Source organism: Paenibacillus sp. FSL L8-0435 (genome assembly GCF_037965655.1).
Classification (GTDB): Bacteria; Bacillota; Bacilli; order Paenibacillales; family Paenibacillaceae; genus Paenibacillus.
The window spans coordinates 2,327,908-2,353,775 of the sequence record NZ_CP150185.1 but is presented as its reverse complement, the minus strand read 5'-3'; the positions used below and the strand labels follow the sequence as shown (position 1 = coordinate 2,353,775).

Genomic DNA, 25,868 nt, shown 5'->3' with positions numbered 1-25,868 from the left:
AATAAGCGATCGTAATTCCATCCTGTTTAATCATTTTTTTCAAGTCTAACACTCTGGTCCTTGTGCATACAATGGTACAGGCCGGATAGGCCGCTGTATACAAAATCCTGTCCGGTCAAGGCCGAACCGCCCTTCGGGCGTTATTCGGCCGTCCATAATGATTAAGATGCCGAATCGGCGTTATCTGATATGAGGTGAAACGATGACATTACAGAGCGAGGTTAGAGATTCTGGCCCGTTGCGAACGATAATCCTAAGTACTGGCGCTTTAATGTTGGTCATTGCGGTAGTTGCTTCCCCCAAAGAAGCGTTTGATGCCTCTATTCAAGGTCTGGATATATGGTGGAAAATCATCTTCCCTGCCATGCTCCCGTTCCTCATGTTATCCCAAATGCTCACTGCGTTTGGCTTCACCCACGCGATCGGCGCCTTGCTTGGACCGTTAATGCAACGCTGGTTCAGACTTCCAGGCAACGCAGGTCTGGCGATTGCCGTAGGCATGTGCGGCGGATTTCCCGCAGGAGCAGATGCGGTATCCCGTTTATTTCAGGATAGACAAATTACCGCCAAGCAGGCGGTTGTCCTTGCGGCGGCATCTCATTTTGCCAATCCAATGATGATCATTTTGGTCGTTGGTGCTGCTTTTCTCCACCAGCCAGCGGCCGGATATTTTCTACTCGTGGTCCACTGGATCAGCGGCTGGATTGCTGTCATTCTTGCCACACGTCTCCTGCCTGCACCTGGTAACCAGACAAACAAGGTTGGCTCAACAGCCGTACAAGCAGATAACAGCTCTCTTGATTCTCAGCCTGCAAATTCCACAAGTCGCTCATCTGCACCGAACCACGCAACGTTCAAACGACGCAGTATATGGTCCGATATGATGATTGCAGCCAGGGAAGCCCATCGTCGTGATGGAAGGGGATTTGGCAAACTGTTAGGTGACACCGTATCCCAAGCTGTGCAGACCTTGATGATGACTGGAGGATACATGATCGGTTTTGCCGTGTTTATCCGGCTGGTCTCCCTTTATCTGACGCCCGGGTCCTCTGCTGCGCTGTGGCCAGCTTTCTTTGAGCTTCATCTGGGCACCTATCATTTGAGCCAGACTTCACTTACACCCATGCTGCTCATGTCTCTACTTGCAGCCGTTCTGGGATGGGGTGGTTTATGTTCCCATCTGCAAGTCTCTGCTGTCCTGAAAACAACTGGTCCGGGCACCAAATCGATGTTGTACTTTGCTGGAGTTCGCCTGACTCATGGCTTAATCGCCTTTTTTATCAGTCTGTTCCTATGGATGCCGTTCAGCCGTTATAGCACAGAAGTCTGGACCACATTACAGACGAATGCAGAGCAGAACCTCACGACACCATTCGGTTGGCTATTCATACATAGTCCAGGTAACACATACACGATCAACACCATTTGGAGTGTCTTCCCTGTTGCATGCATGGGTCTTGCGTTACTTCTTGCAGTCATGGTTAGTCTATCCGGTCTTACCTTCTGGTTTAACCGCCGGTTTTCTCGCTGATTTTCTGACGGAGCGCAGCTTCCACTTCAGGTGAGACAAGATCTGTAACATCTCCATGATAATGAGCAATTTCTTTGACGATGCTGGAACTTAAATAGGAATATTTGGGATTTGTCATCATAAATATGGTTTCCGCATCTGGGTTCAACTTGCTATTGGTCGATGCCAATTGCAACTCATATTCAAAATCAGTTACCGAGCGTATACCGCGGACGATGACCTGAGCTTCCTTTTGCCGGACGTAATTGGCTGTCAGATCGCGGAAACTGTCCACCTCCACATTGGGTAGATGGCGGGTTACTTCCGTAATCAGTTCTTTGCGTTCCTCCACCGTAAACAGCGGATTTTTGCTCATATTGTTCAACACAGCCACAATGACGCGATCAAATTGCTTCGACGCTCTGGCGATAATATCCAGATGTCCCATCGTTACGGGATCAAAACTTCCAGGATATACGGCGATCCGTTCCTGTCGATGTATCATTTCAGTCATGAGGAGCCTCCTCTTCCGGTGTAATGGATTCTCCATCTTCAACTGCTTCAGGCGCATAATAATAGATGGATACTGCCGTCTCCCCATACAAAGCCTTGCGCGTTTGTTCAAACGGGCCGAATTGCTCAGGGTAATCATGTTTGGATTCATATTCAAGCACGATGGTTGCTTCGGGTTCCAGAAGCTCCAGTTCGTGCATGGTCAGCATTAACTCGTGCCCATTCTTCATGCGATATGGAGGGTCGAGAAACACCAGATCAAACGTTGTGCCTCGTTTTGCGAGTGCCTTCAACGCACGACCTGCATCATTACGATATACGGCCGCCTGGTCTTCCAGCTTGGTCGCCTTCAGATTCATGCGGATAACTTCAATACTTTTTGATTCCAAATCAACAAAAACAGCCTTGTCCATGCCGCGGCTCAGCGCCTCAATACCGAGACCTCCACTGCCTGCAAACAGATCCAATGCTGTGCCGCCCTCAAAATAAGGACCAACCATGCTAAATAACGCTTCCTTCACCTTGTCGGTGGTTGGCCGCGTACCCGTGCCAGGAACAGCCTTCAGCGGCCTGCCTTTTGCACTCCCAGATACCACTCTCACTTGACGAGTCACCTTTTCTCTATGTAAGTTTATTGATACGACTATCGTACCACATTCGGGTTCAGTTTGAAAAATGTGCGGTCTTCATTTCCCTTGGAAAATTGTTGACGAATTGTTGACGCATATGTATAAAAAGGAAACAATCGGGCGATTCTATAATTATCGACATCACAAGTGTCGTAGACAACCGCGGAGAAGACTTACGTTTCCCCATAAGCTCTTCGTCCGGTTTCTCCTCTCCCATGAAAAAGAAGCTCTCGAAAGAGAGCTTCTTTTTGTTGTTTATGTTTTCATTTATTTTGCTAGTTATACTTTTCTTCAAATTCACTTATTTCGGCTTCCTCTTCGGTCTGCAACCATCCAATCTCCCTCAGCCACATGCCCATATCTGCAATAAATTCATTTGTGTTTAGATGTTCAATCTTGTATTTCTGTATCTTTTCACTTAAAAAAACATAAAACTCATGGCTTAACACATACCGTTGTTTGCTTTTGCTTAATGTCTTATACCGATCCTCGCTGACCACCAGATCAAAATAGATGACATTCTCCTTCTTCACATGTCTGACCGTCGACTTCCGCTCATATTCTTCAGGAAGACACCTGAAAACAAAGAAGAGTTCAATATCGACTATTTTATATTTGCTTTCTGCTTTATCAAAAACAGGCTGCAACTCATCCGAAAGATTGGCAACTTGCGTTAAACCTGAAGTGTCAGTTGATTGGCCCAGAATCATCACTAAACTCCTCCTTGTTCATTTTCACCATTCATAATGAAACTGAAAAAGGTTGACTAGTGATGTAATCTCCGTCAACCTTTCCTATGTTCATCCTTCTTGTGCCTCATCCCAACGTAGCAAGACCTTACGAGTTCAGCTCTCGATGTTTTCGATTGGAGAGTCGCAAATTAATCAATGGAATGATGAGTACAACAACCGGTAAGAGAAGATTTATTGAACCATTCTTAATCATCATGAAGGTAATAAACAACACGGCGAGCCAAGTCATAATCTCCGTCATTTCATATTTGGTTAACGTCAGTTTGAATGCTTTTTTCGAAATGAAACGAATTAAGAAATATGCGATCAAGCTATAGAACAGGATCATTCCCAAGATGGCAACAAGGATTATGAGGTACATATCCACCATAAAAATCTCACCCGACCCTTATATCTTTTTCCTTAATTTTACCATATAAGCAATAGGGTGTCATTCCTAATTCCGAACCAGCGTCTCTTCAAGCTGGCAATCTACGTTTACTTCTCTTCAACAACAATCGTTGCATTATAGATCACAACACGTTTCCCATTGAGATCAAATAATACTTTATTCCCGTATTCCGTATCTTCCACGTCAATTTTGCCATCATAGGTCTGAATCAATTCACCGTTATTGCTGTACACTTTAACAACCCTCTCCAGGCCACCCGAGTTATTGGACCTCATCGTTTTGAGTGCACGTTCACCTGAAGCGGTATTGAAATACCATATGAAACATCCAACTATGATGCCCAAGAAGACCAACACCGTCACCCATATACCTGTCTTTGCTTTTTTACTCATCTTGACCCCCCCCTTATGTTTCCTGTCTCGTACATTACGAGGTTGGAGAGAGAACGGTTTCATACAAAGCCTCTCAAGCTGTTCATTGACATAACAAAACAGAGGCCTCCGATGAGCGAAGACCACTGTTCTTTATAGAATACATTCTTTATTCTGTACGATTCTTTTACTTACAGTGCACGAATGACAAATTCAAATGTCAGTTCGCCGTCTGAAGGGATCAGGTATTCCGGATGAACCGGAGCACCCCAGCTATCATCACCGCCAACACCCATTTGTTTACCTGCTACAGTCACGACCGTATAGTGCACAGGAGGCAATTCGTACGCATGTTGTGCGTTCTCCAGCTCAAATGCCGTATATGGTGAAACATTCAGCTCAACCGGAGTTCCGGATGCTTCAATTTTGAAGCCACGTCCCACGTTGTCTGTCAATTTGGCCCAACGTACGCCCGTACGGTTGCCTGATTCCTGTGGTACCAGATATGGAGCCATGGTATCAGCTACCTTGCTGCCGTGGATACCGAGACGTGCGCCAAATGCGCGGTCTGCATAGTTTTCTTCGGGTCCCATCGCAAGCCATTCCACGTTTTCGAAGTCAGGTGATGTTCTGAAGGACAATGCATGAATTGGCAGATTTGGCAATCCGGCTGTACCTTTGTACGTATTATGAACACGTACACTTCCATCTGCATGAACGGTATATACCACTTTTACTTGTACATCCTCCGAGATGTTGAGCTTGTACGTGAACTCGATCCGGTATTGATCCGGTTTCTGTTCCGCTTTCCACTCTACAGAACGTGGCATCAGGCTCGCTGCATACCAGGCGCCCAGTTCAAAGCCCATCGCCATACCTTTGTCATTATCCGTCATTGCACGCCAGAAGAGTGGTGCAGGTGGTACAGCAATCGTCTCGCGACCAGACAATTTCAGGGAAACCAGTGTCCCAAACTGTTTGGAGAACAGCACATGTGTCTTGCCGGCACGAACACCGATGTTAACGTCACCTTCGATAACTTGTACATCACTTACAAGGTTCAAGTCGACTTCAACTGCATCATTTACCTGATCCTGGGTGAAAATAAACTGTCCAAATGCCACTTCTTCGCCTTTGTCAGCCCACAGTGTAGCTTCTTTTAACACAAATGCAGTGTTCACAGCGTACTCGCCGCCTACCAGAGCTTCTGCACCAAGCGGAAGTTTCACTACCGTCTCGCTTTGGGCATCCACGTTGACTTCCAATGTTCCACGCAGCACTTCATGTCCCTCCCGCTCCAGGCTGTATACCAGTTCCAGCGCAGATGTATCTGCGAACAGATTACCGTTCACGATTTTAACACCTTCACGATCCGGGAACAGCTTGATGTTCTGGTACAGGAATTTAACCTCCTGCATTTTCGCAGTTACTTTACGGTCAGCATGGACGATACCGTTGCCACAGAACGAATAGTCTGATGGACGATCACCAAAATCTCCGCCATAAGCGAGGAATTCTTTGCCGTAACGATCTTTTTTGTAAATCGATTGATCGATGTAATCCCAGATGAATCCACCTTGATACATTGGATATTTGTCTTCCAACTCCGTATATTTGTGCATACCACCAATGGAGTTACCCATGGCATGCATGTACTCACAGCTGATATACGGCTTGGTCGGGTTTGCATTCAGGAATTCCTCAATGTCTGCCGGTTTGGCATACATGCGAGACTCCATATCACTGGTCTCATCGAAACGGCGATCATGGAATACACCTTCGTAATGTACCAGACGTGTTGGATCAGCTGATTTGAAATATTGGGATACTTTGTAGATGACTTCACCACCATGTGATTCATTACCACATGACCAGATCAGAATGGACGGATGGTTTTTGTCACGCTCCACCATGGATACAGCGCGATCCATAACGATATCATGCCATTCCGGTTTGTCCCCTGGAATAACCCATGAAGGCTCAACGGCGCCAAGCTTCTGCCAAGATCCGTGTGTCTCCAGGTTCATCTCGTCAATAACATAGAGTCCGTATTCATCACACAGCTCATACCAGAGACTTTGGTTTGGATAGTGTGACGTACGTACGGCATTCATATTGTTTTGTTTAATCGTACGAACATCCCACAGCATATCTTCCTTCGTAACCGCACGTCCACGACGCGGGTTGAACTCATGGCGATTCACACCTTTGAATACGATACGTTTACCGTTGATGTGCATCACTTTATCAATCATTTCAAATGTACGGAAACCAACGGCTTGAGGAACAACCTCAACCAGTGTACCCGCAGCATCATATACACGAATATAGAGACGGTACAAGTATGGAATCTCTGCGCTCCACAGGTTCACTATGCCGATATCTTCACGAAGACTTACTTGTCCATCGTTAACTTTGGATTCAAACGTTTTAACGGTATTGCCTTCACGATCACGAAGTTCAGCCTCTACGCGCGCTCCTGCAACCGCATTTCCTTCCAGCTTCAGATCCACTTGCAACGTACCGTTAGTGTAAGACTTGTCCAGATCTGTGCGAACATGAACATCACGAACGTGTGCAGTTGGGACGGTATACAGATACACATCTCTGAAAATACCGGAGAAACGCCAGAAATCCTGATCTTCCAGCCAGCTGCCTGTGCTGCGTTGATACACCTCAACCGCGAGTTTGTTCTCTCCATCCTGGAGGAATGGCGTCAGGTCAAAATCAGATGGCGTGAAGCTGTCTTCCCCGTATCCTACGAATTGTCCGTTAAGCCATACATAAAATGCAGACTCTACACCTTGGAAAGAAATATATACCGGATTCGACTCCCAACCTGTCGGCAGGTGGAATGTGCGAATGTAACTTCCAACCGGGTTTTTATCCTGTGGTAATGCCGGTGGACGAATGTCGTTCAAACCATCCCAAGGATATTGTGTATTTACATATTGAATCTGACCGTATCCTTGAAGTTGGATATGCCCCGGAACTTCAATATCATCCCAGCCTTCACTGGAAAAATCGGATGTATAGAAAAACTCAGAACGGCTGTCTGGACGAATCGCATAGTTGAATTTCCACGTACCATTCAGATCATAACGCATGGACATCGCGCCTGAACCTACAGCCTCATCCATCGTTTGGTAATAACGGTGATCGGAATAGGCATGAAGACGGTTCACCTCAAATACACTTACGTCCCCCAACCAGTTGATATCTGCCTTTGTTGCTTTCATCGGCTCTCTCTCCCTTTAAAACGTTATAGTTTGACTTATTCAAGGTTTACTCTGAATTTCCTTTTTGCTTTACATAAACAAAAAAGACAGAGGTACGCCATAACAGCGCCCTCTCTTCTTTCCTGCACCCGTCATTTGCACGGATTATGCTGTTTTCATTACTTCACTGAACCTACCATACCTGCAACAAAATGTTTCTGCATGATGAAGAAAACGATTGCTGTAGGTAGTGTTGCAATAACGATTGCTGTCATGATTACTCCGTAATCCGGAGAATAACCAGCACCGAGGTTCGAGATCAACAGTGGAATCGTTTGTTGGTCAGGTGTTTGCAATACAATGAGTGGCCACAGATAGTTGTTCCAGCTACTCATGAAGGTAATAATTGCTGCCGCTGCATATGTTGTTTTCATGGTTGGCATATAGATTTTCAGGAAGATCCCAAGTTCACTCAAACCATCAATACGTCCAGCTTCCAGCAAGTCTTTCGGGAACATTTTAGTGTTCTGACGGAAGAAAAAGATCAGGAACGCTGTTGCAATGGTTGGCAAGATCACTGCTGCCATGGTGTTAATACCGATAACCGGTGCAACTCCCGAGATTGTTGCAAACATACGATACAGGGGTACCATAATCGCTGCAAACGGGATCATCATGGATAACAACAGGATATTAAACACAATGTCACGAGACTTCGTGCGATATACCTCGAAGCCATAACCTGCCATGGAACCAATAAACAGTGCCAAGAGAGTGGAGACCACAGAGATAATCGCCGAGTTTCCGAGAGCCTGTACCAGATTCGTCGAATCAATCAGTTTGTTGAAGTTATCAATGAAAGCTGAACCCGGTAACAATCTGCCTTTCGTTACATCGACAGATGCATTTGTTGAACTGACCAGCATCCAGAAGAAAGGGAAAATGGATACAAAGGCGACGATGGATAGGAACACATACGTGAAAATCCGTTTTGCTTTAGCTTTAGCCATTTTTATTATCACCTGCCACTTTAAACTGGATGATGGACAATACAATAATCAAGATTACGATGGAATACGACACTGTTGCTGCATAACCGAAGTCCGGTGAATATTTGAACGAAAGGTTGTAGATGTATTGTGAAATCGACATGGTCGCATTACCTGGACCACCTTTGGTAATATTCATGATCTCATCAAAGATTTGCAATGTACCAATCGTTGATGTGATGGACGTGAAGAGGATAATCGGTTTAAGCAAAGGTACTGTGATTTTGAAGAATTGTGTAAAAGCATTCGCTCCGTCAATTCTTGCAGCTTCATAGATCGATTGATCGATGTTTTGCAGGGATGACAGATAGAAAATCATGTTATATCCGGTCCAACGCCAAGTAACGGCGATTATGATCGTAATTTTAGCCCAGAACGGGTCTGTGATCCATTGAATTGGATCCCCAATAATGTGCAAGCCCATCAGGAATTGATTTACCATTCCATCTGGTGCGAACAGATATTTGAATACAACAGAGTACGCTACCAATGAAGTTACACAAGGCAAGAAAATCGCTGTACGGAAGAAGCTCCGAAAACGTAGTGTGCTGTCATTCAGCAATACGGAAATAAACAAACCAAGAATAATCATTACAGGCACTTGAATAATCAAGTAGATAAATGTATTCGATAATGCTGTACGGAATGTTGTATCAACTAACAATCTTTTGTAGTTAGAAAGGCCCGAAAATTCAAGATTGGCTCCTACACCAGACTTGAACGATAAGAGCAGCGCTTGAATCATCGGGTAGAAGTAAAATGCAACAATCCCGACAACAGCCAGCAAAACAAAAGCCCATCCAGTCAAATTATTTTTCTTTTGGAGACTGTCTCCTGTATTCATGGCTTTCACAGTATGGCTCCTCTCTCTCCATGGAACATGGGTAGAACCCACGGAGCCTCTCGCCATATCCGGTTCGACTTGCGCCGGACGTGGGAGACGGCTCCGATGTTTCCTAGGGTTCTATAAGTTACCTTGGGTATCTTAGTTTAATTGTGCTTCAGCTTGTTTTTGTGCATCAGCCAGAACGTCATCGATTGATTTACCGTTCAGGAATGCTTGCATTTCTACAACCAGAATATCTTCAATGGCATAAGTGTTGATACCATAGTTTACGCTTGGAATTTCTTTCGTCCAATTCGCAAAGTCTGTGAAGATTTTTTGTCCGCCGAAGTACTCGTCTGCTTTGGCATACGCGTCACCATCAACTGCTGGTTTGTACGTACCAATTGCGCCGATGTTGTTCAACAGATCTTGATACAATTGTTTGTCAGAACCAAATGTTTTAGCTACAAAATCAGCTGCTTGATCTGCACCAGGAACGTTGTTCATAACATACCAAGAGCTACCACCCAAGTTGGATGCGTGAACAGAGTTTGCTTGACCAGCCATTTTCGGTATTGGAGCTACAGCCCATTTACCGGATTGGGAAGCTTCTTGACGTACAGATGGTGAGAACCAGTTACCTGTAGGAATTGTTGCTACGCTACCGTTATTGGCGTTGGCAACGAATTGACTCCAGTCAGAGTGCAATTTAACAATGTTGGCATCCATCATTGCTTTGTAAGTAATAAACGCTTCTTTCAGAGCGGCATTAGTTGCAATGTCAGGTGTTTTACCATCTTCTGCGGAATACCATTTACCTGCAGTTTGGATCATCATACGAATCAAACCAAGGTCATTCGGGTCAAGAGAAAGAAGCTCTTTACCTGTTTTAGCTTTTACGTCTTTACCAATTTGGATGTAGTCATCCCAAGTGATGTCTTGCAGATCAGCTGCTTTGTAGCCAGCTTGCTCCAGCAGATCTGTTCTGTAGTACAAACCAGCAACGCCGGAGTCAAATGGTACTCCATATTGTTTGCCATCAAAAGCTGTTGGTCCGAGTTTGTAATCTGCAAAGTCGGAAGCCGTGATGTTGGAAGACAGATCTTTGAACGCATCCGGATATGCATTCAAGAAGCTTTGTGAACGATAGTCTTCAATCAGAACTACGTTTGGAAGACCGCTGGCAGTTCCGGAGTTAAGCCCCGTGTTCAGTTTCTGGATGATATCAGCTTGAGCGTATTCAATGATGTTGATTTTCACATCAGGATTTGCTTTTTGATATGCTTCTTTTGCTGTTTCCATTGCAGCTACGTTAAAAGCTTTGTCCCAAGCCCAGACTGTAATTTCGTTTGTTTTTTCGTCACCACCACTAGCAGAATTACCTCCGCCACCGGATGAACATGCGGACAACAGCAGTACTGTAACGAGCATCAATACCCACATTTTTTTCAAAACATTCAACTCCCCTTCGACCTCTTTGTGTGTAATTTGTTTACGTTTTCTGAAAGCGGTTGCTTTCGATGTATTCATCTTATCATTCCCATATCTTCATTCGTTAGTAATAATTTTGTACGGATTTGTCATCTTATTGCCACAATGAAAACCTTTACAGAAACCGTTTGCATTAAATTTGGCTTTTTGTAATTTCTTTTGATTTTGTAATTTCTTGATCTTAAAATAGTACAAATATGTATTTTGCTTTACCTCTGACACGCGAAAATCCCCCGCCTCTGTAAAAAACAGAAGCGAGGGATCTCGATTTTAGTGTATTCAATCGAATCGGGTTTCCATTCAACTTGTGATTAAAGGCAGTGTAACGGTGACTCTCGTTCCTTCCCCAACCGTACTCATAATGGTGACGCCATAAGGTGAACCATATAATAACTCAATACGGTCATGTACGTTGCGAATACCGATACCACTGAATAGTTGACGATTGTTCTTTGGATTGGGCAGCGTTTCTCCCATGACAAGCCCTTCAATTCCATCACCATTGTCCATAATCTCACAGATGAGTGATTCTCCAGCTCTAGAAACCATGACATGAATCGTACCCGTTTCTTTCTTGATGAATCCATGGAAAAATGCATTCTCGATAAACGGCTGTATGACCAGCTTCGGTACATGGTAATGTGTACAATCCGGAGCGACGTAGAAAGCTGCTTTAATCCGGCCTCCATATCTGACGTGATTAATGAAGACATAATTTTTCAAATTCTCGACTTCTTGTTCCACTGTAACAGTCTGACTCACATCACTAATCGTATTCTGTAGCAATCCGATCAGCGCATTAATGGTCTCCGCTGCCCTGTCCTTGTTACCTTGTTGCACCAGAACTTTGACAGAAGCAAGTGTGTTGTACAAGAAGTGCGGATTAATCTGACTCTGTAAAGCTGCAAGTTCTGCGTTACGTTGTTCATGCTGGGTCTGCACTAATTGATCCACATAATCATGCAGCTCATCAAGCATGTAATTATAAGCATGGCCCAGCTGCCTGCTCTCGTAGCTTCCGCTCACTGGAATATAGTTGTCCAGATCACTTTTCGTAATATTGGACATCTGCTTCACAAGTCTGCGCAGGGATTTGGTAATCTGGCTGGTGATGAGAAATACGAGAATAAGAGCCCCTACAACAATTGCTGCACAGATTAGGGCAACCGTCTTCATGTCGATGAGTTGACCCATCGCCAGATCCTTATCCACGACATTGACAATGTAAAACCGATAGAACGGTAAATACTCCGATAGAACAACGCTATCCTGATCCATCACACGAGCATTGATGCTCCTCGGAGACGTTTTGTTCATTTCTCGGGCATAGGACAGCAAATCCAGCTGAGTTGTCCCAATCCAGTCTTCACGATTTGAAGATACAATCTCACCTTTTTCGTTCATAATGACCACGTCATTGCCTCGACTAGTAAAGCTGGCATAGAACTGACGGAACGCCTCTTCTCTCATCGTGACATAAAGCGTACCGTATATTCGGCTGCGGGTTCGATCTGTCAGTGCTTTCGTGGCAGAGATCATCTGCTGACTTCCGACCGTTGCATCGTTTTGGTAATCATCAAAGATAAGACGACTCGGTGTCTCAGCGGCTTCCACTGTGATCGGTTCCTCTTTCAATTCATCCACTGACATCTCAAGGTGAGCACGATTGGTGGAATAACTCCGCCCGTTGATCCCGATAATCGTTATCCCTACTTCATACGATTCCGTTATCGATTGAACGCGGTCCATCGTTTCCCTCATATTATAGAAGGACTTGGCCATCGTGAGGGAATCGGCATCACCTTCGGACAGGAACCCTCGAATCGCCCCACTCTGCGTCACATTATTCGATACGGCAGCAATGGCCTCATTAAAAGATTCAAAATTTGTTTTGATCTGATTAAGCACCTTGGAGTTTGTGATACTGAACGTCTCAGTAAACAGATTGGTTGACATGTGAATGGTCGTCCATAAGATGAGTACAGAAACGAGGACAATACTGACCACCATAACCAGAAACAACTTGGGAAACAATCCGAGACGTGATAATTGGTTCATCCATTTCTTCATGATCTTATCCTTCTGACTTTATGCCCAGAATTTGCGCCGGTATCGGCTTGGTGATAATCCGGTGAATTTTTTGAACACTTTGCAAAAGTAACTATGATCGGAATAACCTACCATACTGCTAATCTCAGAGATCGTTACATCATCGGATCGTAGCAGTTCCTCGGCTTTTTCAATCCGAATTTTATTTAAGTATTCATTAAATCCTTCTTTTTTGTGAGATGAGAAATAACTGGATAAATACGATGGATTAAAATGAAAATGCTTGGCTACTTCAGCCAGCCCGAGCGGCTGATCAAAGTGCTCATGCATGTAATCCAGCAGCATCTTCATGTTGGGATCACTTCGTTTTGCACCCGCACCAACGGTGCACTCCTGAACTTCCGTCATGAATTGGTCAAGCACAGTCATCACTTCGTCCAGACTCGAAGCACCATCCACATTTTTAAAATACGTATATTTGCTCTCTTCCAGCCCCGCAGACTGGACATCCATATCCGCGAGGGTAATGGTCACGTTAAAGATCAAGTTACCGAGAAATGATTTGATCTCAAACACATCGGCAATATAATCCCGTCCAAGTGTTTTTGCATGATCCTGTAAATACTCCCTTGCCGCTTCGACCCGGTTACGCTTCACATGCTGCAAAAACATATTTACATTAAACTGGTAACCTGCGGGATGCATTGGAGGCAGTTCACCATACACCAGGATTGGTCGATCCTTATAATAGAAGCGATATTCAATCAGCTTAATCAGGCGTTCCCGGTAAACAACACCCATCTTTTCAAATGAAGTAAAGCTTTCACTAAGCACCCAACCAGGACTGCCTTCTCCTGCTGCATTTTCACTGGCCAACTGTCTGATCCGTTCAAGCATCCATTCATCTCTCGCAGGATCGACATTAAGAAGCATCACAGGTAATGTACCCTCTGCGGGAACCATTGCACATTCTACTTCAGGCAGATCACTGCGGAGCTTGGATTCAATCTGTTCCTGATCCATCTTCAGTGGATTCCCTCCAGCACCCACGGGTTTATACACCAGCAAGCGAAAGGATTCATACGGAAAGGTATCTCGAATGATCGGCATTTCGCTATCTTCATCCAGTGTGAATCCGGACAGCATCTTCTCCATCAGTTGCCCAAGTCTCCAACCATCATGCGACGGCTCGAACTGTAACTCCGGAATTTTACCCGCTGTGCGTTGAAGGACCTCCAATAATTCATTTGTATCCAGCTTTGGTTTCAGTATATAATCGGCTGCCCCATGCTGAAGCGTAGAACGTACATACTCGAATTCACTGAAGCTGCTAAGTACAATAACTTCAATCTGCGGATTACTGGCTTTTAGTGTACGGACAAACGTTTCTCCATCCATGACAGGCATGACAATATCGGTGATCACAATATCCGGTTTTAACAGGTTCACCTGCTGTAATCCTTCTTCACCGTTGGAAGCTTCACCCACAATGTTAAATCCTTCCGCTTCCCAGTTCATATGGTGCTTTATGCCCTGCCTTACCAAGAACTCATCGTCAACAATCAGCACCTTGCACAACCGGTTCATGATCGCGACCCCCTTGTCTAATCTTTCCTCTATATCTGTACAGGCTATACCAACTATTATATATCGGTTATAAACACTTTCCAGTGTTAGCGGTTACATTAATTTTAAATTGATTGTACATCTTTTTATATCCTAAAACGATCCTTTAAGCAATGGTAACTATCTATAGTTTACACTATATTTCGACAAAATAAGAAGCCCCGACTCGCCATTTGATCATCTGGCGAATCAGGACCCCTATTTCAATCCTTTATTTCGTTAAATCACTCACTTATGGTTCAATTCCCCATTGGAGACTTCCCGCGATATAACCGGTGACTTTGGACCAGTCCGTATAGGAAGTCTGACTACCTGCAAAAGAATAATCATCTGTTTGGGTATAGTTGGTCCAATTGTTCTTGGAGATGCGCGTATGGATTTCCGTACTTTGTCCTGCATTCAGTGTTCCAGCCGAAGCTGTGAATCCGATCTCAAGCACGTGATCAGCACCCGTCCGTACTGGATTGAGTGCACTGAACGTGCCTGTTACATTCACACTGCCAGCCGTCGCCCAGTCAGCGAAGAAGTTCTGAGGCTGTTCACCGTTTATCGTGTAATAGTATCTGATTTTCACATCAGACAGATTCAAGGCTGTAGTACTCGTATTTGTCAGTTTGAATTTGGGACTAATCGAGCTGCCCGTTGCTGAAGTGTTGCTGTTAAACATCTCAATGCGTATGGTTCCAACAGGTGCAGCTGTCGTGTCTTTAATGAGCAGATTCAAGGTCGCAGGAGCGCCTGCGCTGAATTGAAAGGTTAGCGTCGCTGCGCCATTTGGCAGTGAAGCTAGGTAGTTTTTACTTAATACGACCTCATTGCCTGTCAACGTGTAATCTGTACCTGAAACCAGCGTTGCATTCCCGTTGCGAATGGATGCAAGTGTATTGCCGTTAAGTGTTAACGTGACTGGAATATTAACCTGATTGTCTGCTTTGCGATCAAATTCGGCTGTAACCGGTGTAATCACAGAGTTGGTCACTGGTGTACCCCCGCCGTCTCCTCCGCCATTGTTACCTCCAACACGGTCAGCATACAAAATTCCGCGGCCATTTGTTCCAAGATATACTCTTCCATACAAACGCGGATCACCCGTAATTGTAGTTACACGAGCATACTGGTGCTGATCATCATTGATACGAACCCAATTGGCACCACCGTCATCGGAGCGGAAGAATCCACGTGTTCCATCGATCTGTGCAACCGTGTATAACGCAACAACGTTCTGCCCAGGGGCGGCTTTACCAAATCCGATACTGTCTGCTTCCTCTACATTGGCAAGCTTTGTGAATGTTGCTCCTGAATCCGTGGAATGCCATAATCCGTAAGGACCTTCTTCCTCACTGCCACCTGCAAACCAGAGTTCGCCCTCAACACCTGGAACGGCATCCAGATCGGCATTTCCTTCCATCGGGAGTCCGGTCGCAGGTGATGCCGTGAAGGTAGCACCACCATTCACACTTACATAGATTTTACCCGCTGCAAATCCATAGAATTTGTTTGGATTGACACGATCCGAAATCACTTTCGCCTGTGCAGGTATCCCCGTACTTGCCGTCCATGAATTGCCGCCAGTCGAATAATGTACGCCTTTATCTGACGTGCTCCATACGAGTCGGTTACCATTCGCAGAGATCGCTACGGTTCCCCCTCCGGTTGTGCCAGCAGGTTCTGCATTGGCCTTATACCACGTAGTACCTCCGTCACTGGACAAACCAATGGATTTTGCATTTGGATCAGCAGCATAATCTGCTTTACCTACGCGAACCATCGTATTGGGACTTAACTCTGCAAAATCCAGACTTTCTGTGGAAGAATAGTTTGGGCTCGTAAATATGGTGTCTGGTGCCTGATCCAGATTGTTATGACGGAATCCGGAGACATCCCCCACTCCGCTTATCAAATGTGCACCACTTGGCGGGCTGATCAGATCCAGTACGGCAATCTCCTCAACCCCCTTCGCCATCACTGAAATATTGATTTTTTCGTCATCATCCCAGTCTGTCAGGTTCTTCGTTCCATAGATCGTAGCACCTGTTCCATACATCATGCGATCCGAATCAAACGGATCAATCTCCAGATCACCGATCATCCAGCCCAATTTTGGGCTTGTTTCGGGTGGGGCAGGATTGGTGCCAAATGTGAGCCATGGCGCTGCCGAAATATCCTGTGTATAACGTAACTTCCGGTTCGGATATCCTTCAAATTCCCATATGCGTGTCCACGTCGCTCCGCCATCTGTACTGCGGAACAAAGTGGCATCCGGCCACCAGGAATTCAATGTCGCAACCATCAATGTACCGGGATTCTGTGCATCAACAGCCAATCCGCCATATCCAAAATAATTATCCGTGCTGCTGCTTGGAACAGGGCTAATGTTGGTCCAGACACCTGTCGATGTGGCTAGTTTCCACACGTCACCTTTTTCCCCATCATACGGTCCAACACCATCGCTGTACGTAATATAGAGGCTTCCGTCTGAATCAAACACGCCATGATGCGGAATATAACCTGTAGGTTGACCAGCAACAGCTGACCAGGTCAGGCCGCCATTTGTGCTGCGATATACGCTTTGATCTTTATCCGCAACGCCTACATAGATCGTCTGGGTTGCCTGCCCTGCCGAACCGCTTGTTTTGTCAAATGTAATCCATGCCAGACCTACGATGTCACTTGTGTATTCATTCGAAGGGTCTTGTACATAATTTCCCGGATTCGGGAAGCTTGTGACTTCGTTCCAGGTCACACCGTAATCGGTACTTTTCCATAACCCATTACCACTTCGTGCACCGAAATACAGGATACTGTTATCATTCGGGTCCACGGTCAGGCGTTCTCCCATCGAACGTCCCGGCATGTTGCCGCCCACTTTGAACGGAAGTGTTGTGGTCTGCCATGTATCTCCCCGGTCCGTAGAGCGCAAGATGGAGCCATTATTTTGGTCCCACGAATTCGTATACGTTCCAACTGCCATATACACCCGATCGGGATCAACCGGGTCCGTAGCCAGTGCGTCCACACCATTCTTGTTCCAGTCATCCCAGCCGACAAAATCCGTTAAGGGTATCCACCTCTCGTCAGCCGCATTCCAGCGATAGGCTCCCCCGATATCCGTACGGGCATAGATCAGATCCTTTTCCGACTCGTTGAAAATAATGCCCGGCACAAACCCGCCACCTGCACCAGTCACCACATTTTTCCACTCATAGGCTTCACTTGGTGCCGCCGCTGTGGTTCCAGCAAGTCCTCCCAGCGAGGCGGTTACTACGGCAACCGTCAGGCTCATCATTCGCAATTTCCCCATAAACGTTCTCATATCAACTTATCCTCCTCTTCTACTTCGTTACTGCATTTCGGTCTATCCCCGCTGTCTCATCGTGCTGACGATGGCGTGCCAGACGAATCAATGCATCCCTTGATACAAGGAGCCTCACCCCCTTCCAGTCATCATGTTAAGCGCTTACATGATTGTTCTTAATTCGCGGTTATCTGGATAATACTTTCAATAAATAACATTCGCTGGTAATCTCCAAACCCCTCTGTCGAAATTCCGATTTTTGTAAAATATTTTCAGTGTTTAAACTTGTTTATACAACAAAAAAAAGATGCTGTTAGAACAGCACCTTTCGACATTTTATATAAGAGTAAAAAAAAGGAATCGTTTCTTTCCTGGCAAACCAGGCAAAGGTTCACTGAGGTTCACTACATAATTGGCACCTGTTTATTGCTGGCTACCATAAGTGTGAGTCTCCTGCCCTTTAACTCCCGGTCTGATGACAAAAAGTGAGCCCGCATCCGGTGTCTCTTTCAGACGTTCTTCCTTAATCCCTATCCGTGCAGTTGTAATGTATAACTCTTCGAGATCCGGTCCACCAAAACAGCAGGATGTTACCTGATCTGCCGGCACCTCGATCTGTTGCAACAATTCTGATGTATGCGGGTTCCAACGAGTGACTCTTCCTCCGCCCCAGTGCGCAACCCACAGCATGCCCTCACCATCAACCGTCATCCCATCCGGAAAACCGAATTCCTCCGGTATTTGAATGATACTTGTCCGATTTTGTATGGTACCTGCCGTCAGATCAAAACCAAACCGGTCAATAGAACGTGTCGGGGTATCAATGTAATACATGGTCTGCCGATCCGGACTCCAGCCCAAACCGTTGGATGTAGACACACCTTGTACCATTGTGCGAACGGGTTGCCCTTGCTCCAAACAATACAATGATCCGGCTTTGCTCTCATTATTCATGCTCATTGTGCCTGCCCAGAAGCGGCCCTTCGCATCACATTTTCCATCATTAAAACGATTCGTATCCTTATCTTGTTCAGGGTCCTCAATGGCATGCAGCTCACCCGTAAGCAAGTGATACGTATGGAATCCACTGCGTAAAGCAACCACAACTTCGTCACCACGATAGGGAACAACAGCCCCGACATGTTCACCGACATCATAAGACTGATCCTGCCCTGTAACCGGATCATACACATGCACCTTGAAGCTTTCAATATCTACCCATAACAATCGATTGTTCTCCGCATCCCAGCTTGGACCTTCCCCCAGTAATGCCTGGGTTTGTACTGCTACAGTTACGTCGCTCATGCCCTCACGTCCTTATTCAGATTTGACGCCGCCTGACCATTCGAATCCGATGGCATCCAAGAATGCTTTGGACAGAACCATATGGCCCGTTGCATCCGGATGTACCCGGTCATAAGTCAGCACAGACGTATAGAAATGATCCCAAAATGGAGCAAATGCAGCCTGTGTATCCACATACACTGCATCATACTCACTCGCTACCCTGCGAACTGCTTCTCCGTAGATATCCATCGTTGCCCGCATCGGATCTTCCGGGTTGGCTTCAAGATAATAAGGCGTCATTAGTACCAGACCTTTCAGGTTGGGACGAACCGAAGCCACCAGTTCACGCAATGTGGATTCGTATTCTTCAAGAAACACATGTGAGTCTGTTGATAATGGGTTGTCGAACTGACGCCATACATCATTAATGCCGATCATGATCGTCAGCCAGTCCGGTTTAAGGTCCAGCACATCACGATCCCAGCGCTGTTTCAGATCACGAATCGTATTTCCACCATTACCCACATTCTGGACACGCAACATCAATTCCGGATAGATGGACCGCAAGAGGGCATAGACTTGCGCTACGTAACCATGGCCCAGACCTGAACTGCCTTCGCCTACAGGATGTTCCCGACCACAATCTGTAATCGAATCCCCGATAAACAGAAGCTTGTCATTTTTCTGCAATTTCATCGTTATTTTCTCCTTCGCTCTAAGGCGTTAATATACGGATTACTCGATTGGTTAGGACCGTTCACTTGCTATCAGCCAATAAAATTACCAGCCCTGATTCTTGAGCCATGTGAGACACAGATCCGACCATACCCGAATCGCGTGGTTATCCTCAGCCAATCCCAGACCATGTGAACCTTTCTCAAAAACGTGCAAGTCATAGGGAATGCCATGCTCGCCCAAAGCAAGTGCATAACGCAAGCTATTCTCCACAGGTACTGCCTGGTCATCGCTGGTATGCCAGATGAATGCTTCTGGAGCATCCGCTCTCACCTGTTGTTCCGCACTGAAAGCCTTGATCTGCTCGGCTGACGCATCAGGCCCAAGCAAATTCTCACGGGACCCAGCATGTCCATAGGACTCCATCGTAATGACCGGATAACAGAGAATAACTCGATCCGGGCGTGAACTTTGGCGTTCAATAAGGTCCTCATGATCCGGTTGTCCCTCGTCATACAGCGTTCCCAGTGTTGCTGTGAGATGTCCGCCTGCGGAGAAACCAAGCACTGCAATCTTGGCAGGGTTGATGCCATACTGCTCAGCATGAGCACGAACATAACGTATGGCACGCTGACCATCTGTTATAGGTGCAGGATGCTGGTGAGGCGCCACCCGATATTTCAGGACAAATGCACTTATACCTGCACGGTTCAACAATTCGGCTATTGGAGCACCCTCATGATCAGCCAAAAATCCATAGCCGCCACCTGGACATACAATGACAGCGCTCTCGGAACCGGGCTGAATAAATGGAATCAAATGTGGCATTTCGTCTTCATGGCCCTGGGCTGCATAAGGTGCAGCATGATCCCATAAGAGTATAGTTGTTGTCATCTTCAATCATCCTCTCCAAGTAGAACGGATACATGGGTCCGTTTAAACGTTTTCGAATCTCAGGAATCGATACCATCATAACGGTAATGACCCTAACGCATCAATACCTTCCTGGCATCACTTTTTGTTTATTTGGGTACATGTTAGTACAAATTACGGAACTGTTCAGGAGTCACCCCCTCAATCCTGCGAAAGGTTGCTACAAAATGGCTTGCATCGCGAAACCCTACCCTAACTGCAGTTTCCCTAATCGTGGGTCTATAGTCTGCGGTCATGATTTCCTTGGCTTTGCGAATGCGCAGCAAAATAAAATAACTGTAGGCTGTCATGCCAAAGGACTGCTTGAACAAGGTGTTCAGATGTCTGGATGAGATCCCTGTGAGGTCAGCCATATGTTCGAGCCCAATCTCGGGATTCGCATAATGCTGTTCCATGAATGCAATGAGCGGAGCAAGTCTCTCCACAGAATGTGAGATGGAAGAACGATTGCCCGTCATGCCATGTTTTTTGAGCAAAATCAGAAATCGGTATATATCCGCTGACGCCTCGAGTCCCGACAAATCCTGATCACTTCTGATCGAATCCAGCACTTCCTGGCCGTAATCATTGAACGGACTGCTCTGCTCCCACTGATAGAACGCCGCTTCACCCAGACTAAGTGACTCCAAGATTGCCGGACACTGGGAACCACCAAATGTTATGTAAAGTGTCTCCCACTCTCCTTGGGCGCGCACATACTCATGCGGTTCATTCGGCGGCAGCAAAATACCGGATGCTTCCCCCAGTACGACCGTGGACCCGGCAAACTTGAATTCTCCGGCTCCCTTTACTGTCTGAAGCCAATGGTAACAGGGATACCCCACAGGTCTGGACACCTTCTCCTGATTGCCGTTATAACCCAGGCTCTCAATATAAAGGGGCAAGGGCTGATCACGTGATGTCATGAAATATCGTTGATGTCGGGGGGAAATAAACATAGGATGCCTCCTTGGTTATAAGCTGAAATACACTTCCGTATTCTTATATCAGCCATTACTTTTATTATATTTTAAAAGTCATATATATCATATAATATAGGATTATTCTTATACAAGAGGTGAACACATTGATTAGTAACAAACTGCCCAAAATGTTCTACGGGGGCGATTACAACCCGGAACAGTGGGATCACGAAACCCACCTTGAAGACCTGCGCATGTTCCAATTGGCAGGTATTGATATTGCCACAATCAACGTATTTTCATGGGCACTAATTCAGCCTGATGAAGTTACTTACCGTTTTGAAGAACTCGACCAACTGATTAATCGTTTATATGAAAATGGTGTCTATATATGCCTTGCAACAAGCACGGCTGCACATCCGGCTTGGATGGCAAAGAAATATCCAGACGTGCTTCGTGTAGATGCCGATGGACGCAAACGCAAATTTGGGGGGCGCCATAATTCCTGTCCCAACAGCCCGACCTATCGCAAATACGCTGAGAAGATTGCGGATAAACTGGCCGAACGATACAAGGATCACCCCGCGGTTCTCGTATGGCACATCTCCAACGAGTATGGCGGTGAGTGCTACTGTGACAACTGTGAGAAAGCGTTCCGCGTGTATCTGAAAGAACGCTATCAGACTCTGGAACAGGTCAACAAAGCATGGAACACGAATTTCTGGGGGCATACCTTCTACGATTGGGACGAGATTGTATTACCAAGCAACCTGAGCGAACATTGGGGTAACAATAATTCAACATTCCAGGGAATCTCGCTGGACTACTCCCGATTCAACTCCGACAGCATGCTGGATTGTTACCGCCTGGAATACGATGCGATCAAAAAACATATTCCGGACTCTGTCGTTACAACCAATCTGATGGGATTCTTCAAGCAACTGGACTATTTCAAATGGGCAAAATACATGGATATCGTCTCCTGGGACAGTTATCCTGGTCTCGCCACTCCTGTCAGCTTCACGGCAATGGCTCATGACCTCATGCGCGGACTGAAGGATGGCCAACCGTTCATGCTGATGGAACAAACACCAAGTCAGCAGAACTGGCAGCCATATAACTCACTGAAACGTCCAGGTGTCATGCGTCTGTGGAGTTATCAATCTGTTGCGCACGGGGCCGATACCATCATGTTCTTCCAGCTTCGCCGCTCCATCGGTGCCTGTGAGAAGTATCATGGTGCAGTTATTGAGCATGCTGGACATGAGAATACACGTGTATTCCGCGAAGTCGCTGAGCTGGGCAAGGAATTGCAGCTCCTTGGAGATACCACGCTGGATGCATCTGTTGAATCCAAAGTAGCGATTGTGTTCGACTGGGATAACTGGTGGGCCATCGAAAAATCAAGCGGACCTACGGTTGCCCTGAACTATGTGGATCAGATCCATAAATACTACGCAGCCTTCTTCCGCCGCAACATACAGGTAGATATCGTCAGTGTGGATACGGATATGAGCAAATACGACATTGTCCTCGCCCCTGTTCTTTACATGGTTAAACCAGGATTTGCCGCCAAACTGGAGAAGTATGTTGCAGCAGGTGGAACATTCCTGACGACCTTCTTCAGTGGCATTGTCAACGAGAACGATCTCGTGACCACAGGTGGATATCCGGGAGAACTCCGTAAACTGCTCGGGATCTGGGTGGAAGAGATTGATGCCCTGCTGCCGGAGCAAAAGAACCGCATTGTCCTCAGAGAAACCTACGGCGATCTTCAAGGAGAGTATGGCTGCGGCATGCTGTGTGACCTGCTGCACAGTGAAGGAGCCGAAGTCATCGCAGAATATGGAGACGACTTTTATAAAGGCATGCCTGTTGTGACACGTAACACCTTTGGTCAAGGTGAAGCCTGGTACGTTGCATCCGACCCGGATGAACGTTTCCTGGATGGTTTGCTGGGACAGCTTGCAGCAGCCAAGAACGTAGAGTCCTTGCTTGAGACTCCAGAAGGTGTTGAAGTAAGTGCACGAACCAAAGACGGCAAACCCTACCTGTTCGTCATGAACCATAACGCAACCACGCAATCCTATGATCTGGGAACAGCTAAGGCACATGATCTGCTCACCAATCGTGAGCTTTCGGGAAGTGTTGAGATTGAAGCCCGTGGGGTGCAATTACTCGAAATGAAATAAGCGATTTCGCTTAATTCGAATCATTTGGAATAATATAATGTGATAAAACACCCGTGATACAAAGTGTCACATATTCGTTCCTTTTATACTTGTTATTGTCTTCAGCGAGGATATTGGTATAGATTTCAGACCTTTATCGTCTTCTGTAAGCCAAAAGCTGCTACTTCCCGTATCCGTCTACACCGGATACGGGTTTTTGGCATGATCTTTGGTCTTTTTGATAGAAGGAAATATCAGTATGCAAAGCGAATTGGACGAGAAACACATTTTAACAAAGCCTGCCGGAACATACTTGTGAATCCTGATGCTGATCCATTATAAAATAATGAACAGTTGAGATATATTGGTGACACTCATGATGTCACTTATTCGTTGTTACAATAGAAATATAACTACGACATCACTTTCCGGCGGCGCAGATCGAAACGGAGTGGCTGACATGAACAGAACAAATCGGCTTGCTGCCATTGTAATGGCATTACAGCATGGTCACGAAACGGCACACTCATTAGGCGAGAAATTTGAGGTTTCCCGTCGCACAATTCTCCGGGATATTCAGTCCCTCTCCGAGATGAATGTGCCCATTATTGCCATTTCCGGTCCGGGAGGCGGTTTCAGACTTATGGAGGGTTACGTATTACCCCCACTACAGCTGGACCCGGTAGAAGCAGCGACGCTCCTATTCGCTCTTGAAGGTCTAAGTCGCTACGCCGACACACCCTTTCATGAGAAACGCTGGACCCTGATGAACAAAGTTAAGGCCATCATTCCGGATGATATTATGTCGCGAATTGATCCTATGCTCCAACAGCTGTATCATCATATTCCAGACCGCAATTACATTCTTCCTCATCTGGACGCACTGCTGGCATGCATACCCGAACACGAGTGGCTCAGTGTGCTGTATCGCTCCGTATCGCGTCAGCGATGGTTGCATATCTGTCCCTCACGGGTATATGCTTCCTCCGGCTTTTGGTACTGTGAAGCATATTCCCTCGAACATGGTGAACAGCGTCTGTTCCGGGTTGACCGAATTACCGATGTCAAAGCGATCGAACCACAGGATGCACAGGTGCTTCACGAACAGGCCGAGCAACAGCAGAGCAAGCCGATCCCTCCAGAACAGCAGCCAACCCTGGTTAAGGCACAACTGAGTTATCGGGGAATGATTGAAGCTGAACAGGACGAGCATATTGGTGAAAAGATGATTGAAATTGCCCCGGATCTCTGGGAATTATCATTCCTTTGTCCACCAGGGGAATGGGACTGGGCCGTACGATTCTTTTACCGATTGGGACGTGAAGCTGAAGTGATCGAACCCCTCCAACTTCGCAGTGAGATTCGTCAGCATGCCGAGGAAGTGAGCCGGAGATACCTTGCTTCAACCAAGTCGTAGCCTGGACTACACACAAAAAGGAGCCTACTGATATCATGACATATGAAGCCGTTATAACGTACGAAGAAGCAGTACAGCGTATCCAGTCTATAGGGCTGCTGCCTCTGGCACCACTATTTGCCGAATATCCTTCTCTGTCATCGCTAACCCCCAAAGAACATTGGCACAAGGATGATGAATTCGATCCCTGGTTATGGCGTTCACGCCTGGCTGAGGAGGGCATTGCTGCCTATGGAAAATTTGTCAAAAAGAAAGCGCTTCTTGTCTCATCGGAATACTTCCCTTGGGTACACCGACTGCTTGCCGACTCCAGAACCATCAAGGAACAGTATGAAGCGGGTCTACTCTCCCGTGAAGCGTTCAAACTCCATGCGTTAGTTGCAGAACAAGAAGGCATCGATGGACGTGCCTTGCGATCACAAGCCGGTTTCGGGGCAAAAGAGGACAAAAAAACATTTGACCGTGGACTTCTGGACCTTCAGGGCTGTGCAGCCATTGTGATCAGTGGCACCAAAGAAAAAGAAGGGCTCGCAGAAGGCAAAGTCGCCTGGAACAGCTCCGCATACGAGACTGCTGGTCACTGGATGGAACGTCACGGCATTAAGCCATTTGAAGGCAGCATAGAAGAGGCACGTGAACTATTGATTGTGCAACTACAACAACATGCTTCACCTGCCGCATTATCAAGCATCTCCAAAGCGCTTGGCATCCGTGGAATCTAAATAAAGCCAATCCCGGTTGTAGTGCAAATTTCAACCGGAAT

General features: G+C 46.2%; 20 protein-coding genes. 4 read left to right on the top strand and 16 right to left on the bottom strand.

The window, feature by feature from the left end:
- Positions 1-202 precede the first annotated feature (202 nt).
- Complete coding sequence (locus NST33_RS10700) at positions 203-1,531, top strand: nucleoside recognition domain-containing protein (protein WP_221824207.1); 1,329 nt, start codon at positions 203-205, stop codon at positions 1,529-1,531.
- Here NST33_RS10700 and coaD read toward each other — a convergent pair.
- From coaD to NST33_RS10620, 16 genes are all read right to left on the bottom strand, one after another.
- On the bottom strand, positions 1,509-2,015 hold the full coding sequence (gene coaD / locus NST33_RS10695; protein WP_085981453.1) for a pantetheine-phosphate adenylyltransferase: 507 nt from the start codon (positions 2,013-2,015) through the stop codon (positions 1,509-1,511). The genes NST33_RS10700 and coaD overlap by 23 nt on opposite strands.
- A 1-nt stretch (position 2,016) precedes the next feature.
- A complete protein-coding gene (gene rsmD / locus NST33_RS10690) occupies positions 2,017-2,625 on the bottom strand; it encodes a 16S rRNA (guanine(966)-N(2))-methyltransferase RsmD (RefSeq protein ID WP_036609474.1) in 609 nt (202 codons plus the stop codon).
- 302 nt (positions 2,626-2,927) lie between these two features.
- Complete coding sequence (locus tag NST33_RS10685; protein ID WP_221824208.1) at positions 2,928-3,362, bottom strand: hypothetical protein; 435 nt, start codon at positions 3,360-3,362, stop codon at positions 2,928-2,930.
- 127 nt (positions 3,363-3,489) lie between these two features.
- Positions 3,490-3,765 carry a hypothetical protein gene (locus NST33_RS10680; protein WP_339307878.1) on the bottom strand — a complete coding sequence of 92 codons (276 nt, stop codon included), beginning with the start codon at positions 3,763-3,765 and terminating at the stop codon, positions 3,490-3,492.
- A 116-nt stretch (positions 3,766-3,881) separates the two neighbouring features.
- On the bottom strand, positions 3,882-4,187 hold the full coding sequence (locus tag NST33_RS10675; RefSeq protein WP_017689244.1) for a hypothetical protein: 306 nt from the start codon (positions 4,185-4,187) through the stop codon (positions 3,882-3,884).
- 170 nt (positions 4,188-4,357) lie between these two features.
- Complete coding sequence (locus NST33_RS10670) at positions 4,358-7,405, bottom strand: glycoside hydrolase family 2 TIM barrel-domain containing protein (protein ID WP_221824210.1); 3,048 nt, start codon at positions 7,403-7,405, stop codon at positions 4,358-4,360.
- A 158-nt stretch (positions 7,406-7,563) separates the two neighbouring features.
- Positions 7,564-8,394, bottom strand: a complete 831-nt coding sequence (locus NST33_RS10665) for a carbohydrate ABC transporter permease (protein WP_036609483.1) — start codon at positions 8,392-8,394, stop codon at positions 7,564-7,566.
- Positions 8,387-9,277, bottom strand: a complete 891-nt coding sequence (locus NST33_RS10660; protein ID WP_036610887.1) for a sugar ABC transporter permease — start codon at positions 9,275-9,277, stop codon at positions 8,387-8,389. The genes NST33_RS10665 and NST33_RS10660 overlap by 8 nt, the downstream gene beginning before the upstream one ends.
- 141 nt (positions 9,278-9,418) lie before the next feature.
- Positions 9,419-10,711, bottom strand: a complete 1,293-nt coding sequence (locus NST33_RS10655; protein WP_221824211.1) for an extracellular solute-binding protein — start codon at positions 10,709-10,711, stop codon at positions 9,419-9,421.
- 339 nt (positions 10,712-11,050) lie between these two features.
- On the bottom strand, positions 11,051-12,820 hold the full coding sequence (locus tag NST33_RS10650) for a sensor histidine kinase (RefSeq protein WP_221824212.1): 1,770 nt from the start codon (positions 12,818-12,820) through the stop codon (positions 11,051-11,053).
- Positions 12,821-12,838: 18 nt separating this feature from the next.
- The gene (locus tag NST33_RS10645) at positions 12,839-14,386 is read right to left on the bottom strand and encodes a response regulator transcription factor (RefSeq protein WP_221824214.1); all 1,548 of its coding nucleotides are present in this window, start codon (positions 14,384-14,386) and stop codon (positions 12,839-12,841) included.
- A gap of 271 nt (positions 14,387-14,657) precedes the next feature.
- On the bottom strand, positions 14,658-17,708 hold the full coding sequence (locus tag NST33_RS10640; RefSeq protein WP_339308669.1) for a X2-like carbohydrate binding domain-containing protein: 3,051 nt from the start codon (positions 17,706-17,708) through the stop codon (positions 14,658-14,660).
- Between the two features lie 435 nt (positions 17,709-18,143).
- Complete coding sequence (locus NST33_RS10635) at positions 18,144-19,025, bottom strand: SMP-30/gluconolactonase/LRE family protein (protein WP_339307875.1); 882 nt, start codon at positions 19,023-19,025, stop codon at positions 18,144-18,146.
- Between the two features lie 12 nt (positions 19,026-19,037).
- Positions 19,038-19,703, bottom strand: a complete 666-nt coding sequence (locus NST33_RS10630; RefSeq protein ID WP_047842445.1) for an SGNH/GDSL hydrolase family protein — start codon at positions 19,701-19,703, stop codon at positions 19,038-19,040.
- An 84-nt stretch (positions 19,704-19,787) separates the two neighbouring features.
- The gene (locus tag NST33_RS10625; protein ID WP_339183996.1) at positions 19,788-20,576 is read right to left on the bottom strand and encodes an alpha/beta hydrolase; all 789 of its coding nucleotides are present in this window, start codon (positions 20,574-20,576) and stop codon (positions 19,788-19,790) included.
- 143 nt (positions 20,577-20,719) lie between these two features.
- Positions 20,720-21,553: an AraC family transcriptional regulator gene (locus NST33_RS10620; RefSeq protein ID WP_339183994.1), complete on the bottom strand. Its 834-nt coding sequence runs from the start codon at positions 21,551-21,553 to the stop codon at positions 20,720-20,722.
- A 128-nt stretch (positions 21,554-21,681) separates the two neighbouring features.
- On the opposite strand from NST33_RS10620, the gene NST33_RS10615 reads away from it, so the two are divergent.
- The 3 genes from NST33_RS10615 to NST33_RS10605 all read left to right on the top strand — a co-directional run bounded on the left by NST33_RS10615 (position 21,682) and on the right by NST33_RS10605 (position 25,827).
- Entirely contained in the window at positions 21,682-23,709 is a 2,028-nt protein-coding gene (locus NST33_RS10615; protein ID WP_339183992.1) for a beta-galactosidase, read from the top strand.
- Between the two features lie 439 nt (positions 23,710-24,148).
- On the top strand, positions 24,149-25,105 hold the full coding sequence (locus NST33_RS10610; RefSeq protein WP_339183989.1) for a YafY family protein: 957 nt from the start codon (positions 24,149-24,151) through the stop codon (positions 25,103-25,105).
- A gap of 35 nt (positions 25,106-25,140) precedes the next feature.
- Positions 25,141-25,827, top strand: coding sequence for a hypothetical protein (locus NST33_RS10605; protein WP_339183987.1), 687 nt, complete (start codon positions 25,141-25,143; stop codon positions 25,825-25,827).
- The last annotated feature ends 41 nt before the right edge of the window (positions 25,828-25,868 follow it).

Excerpts from the sequence above, each read along its gene's own strand:
- NST33_RS10670 (WP_221824210.1), bottom strand. The coding sequence starts at position 7,405 with ATGAAAGCAACAAAGGCAGATATCAACTGGTTGGGGGACGTAAGTGTA.
- NST33_RS10700 (WP_221824207.1), top strand. The coding sequence starts at position 203 with ATGACATTACAGAGCGAGGTTAGAGATTCTGGCCCGTTGCGAACGATA.
- NST33_RS10680 (WP_339307878.1), bottom strand. The coding sequence starts at position 3,765 with ATGTACCTCATAATCCTTGTTGCCATCTTGGGAATGATCCTGTTCTAT.
- NST33_RS10650 (WP_221824212.1), bottom strand. The coding sequence starts at position 12,820 with ATGAAGAAATGGATGAACCAATTATCACGTCTCGGATTGTTTCCCAAG.
- NST33_RS10625 (WP_339183996.1), bottom strand. The coding sequence starts at position 20,576 with ATGACAACAACTATACTCTTATGGGATCATGCTGCACCTTATGCAGCC.
- NST33_RS10645 (WP_221824214.1), bottom strand. The coding sequence starts at position 14,386 with ATGAACCGGTTGTGCAAGGTGCTGATTGTTGACGATGAGTTCTTGGTA.
- NST33_RS10660 (WP_036610887.1), bottom strand. The coding sequence starts at position 9,277 with ATGAATACAGGAGACAGTCTCCAAAAGAAAAATAATTTGACTGGATGG.
- NST33_RS10665 (WP_036609483.1), bottom strand. The coding sequence starts at position 8,394 with ATGGCTAAAGCTAAAGCAAAACGGATTTTCACGTATGTGTTCCTATCC.
- NST33_RS10620 (WP_339183994.1), bottom strand. The coding sequence starts at position 21,553 with ATGTTTATTTCCCCCCGACATCAACGATATTTCATGACATCACGTGAT.
- NST33_RS10640 (WP_339308669.1), bottom strand. The coding sequence starts at position 17,708 with ATGAGCCTGACGGTTGCCGTAGTAACCGCCTCGCTGGGAGGACTTGCT.
- NST33_RS10635 (WP_339307875.1), bottom strand. The coding sequence starts at position 19,025 with ATGAGCGACGTAACTGTAGCAGTACAAACCCAGGCATTACTGGGGGAA.
- NST33_RS10630 (WP_047842445.1), bottom strand. The coding sequence starts at position 19,703 with ATGAAATTGCAGAAAAATGACAAGCTTCTGTTTATCGGGGATTCGATT.
- NST33_RS10675 (WP_017689244.1), bottom strand. The coding sequence starts at position 4,187 with ATGAGTAAAAAAGCAAAGACAGGTATATGGGTGACGGTGTTGGTCTTC.
- NST33_RS10610 (WP_339183989.1), top strand. The coding sequence starts at position 24,149 with ATGAACAGAACAAATCGGCTTGCTGCCATTGTAATGGCATTACAGCAT.
- NST33_RS10685 (WP_221824208.1), bottom strand. The coding sequence starts at position 3,362 with ATGATTCTGGGCCAATCAACTGACACTTCAGGTTTAACGCAAGTTGCC.
- coaD (WP_085981453.1), bottom strand. The coding sequence starts at position 2,015 with ATGATACATCGACAGGAACGGATCGCCGTATATCCTGGAAGTTTTGAT.
- NST33_RS10605 (WP_339183987.1), top strand. The coding sequence starts at position 25,141 with ATGACATATGAAGCCGTTATAACGTACGAAGAAGCAGTACAGCGTATC.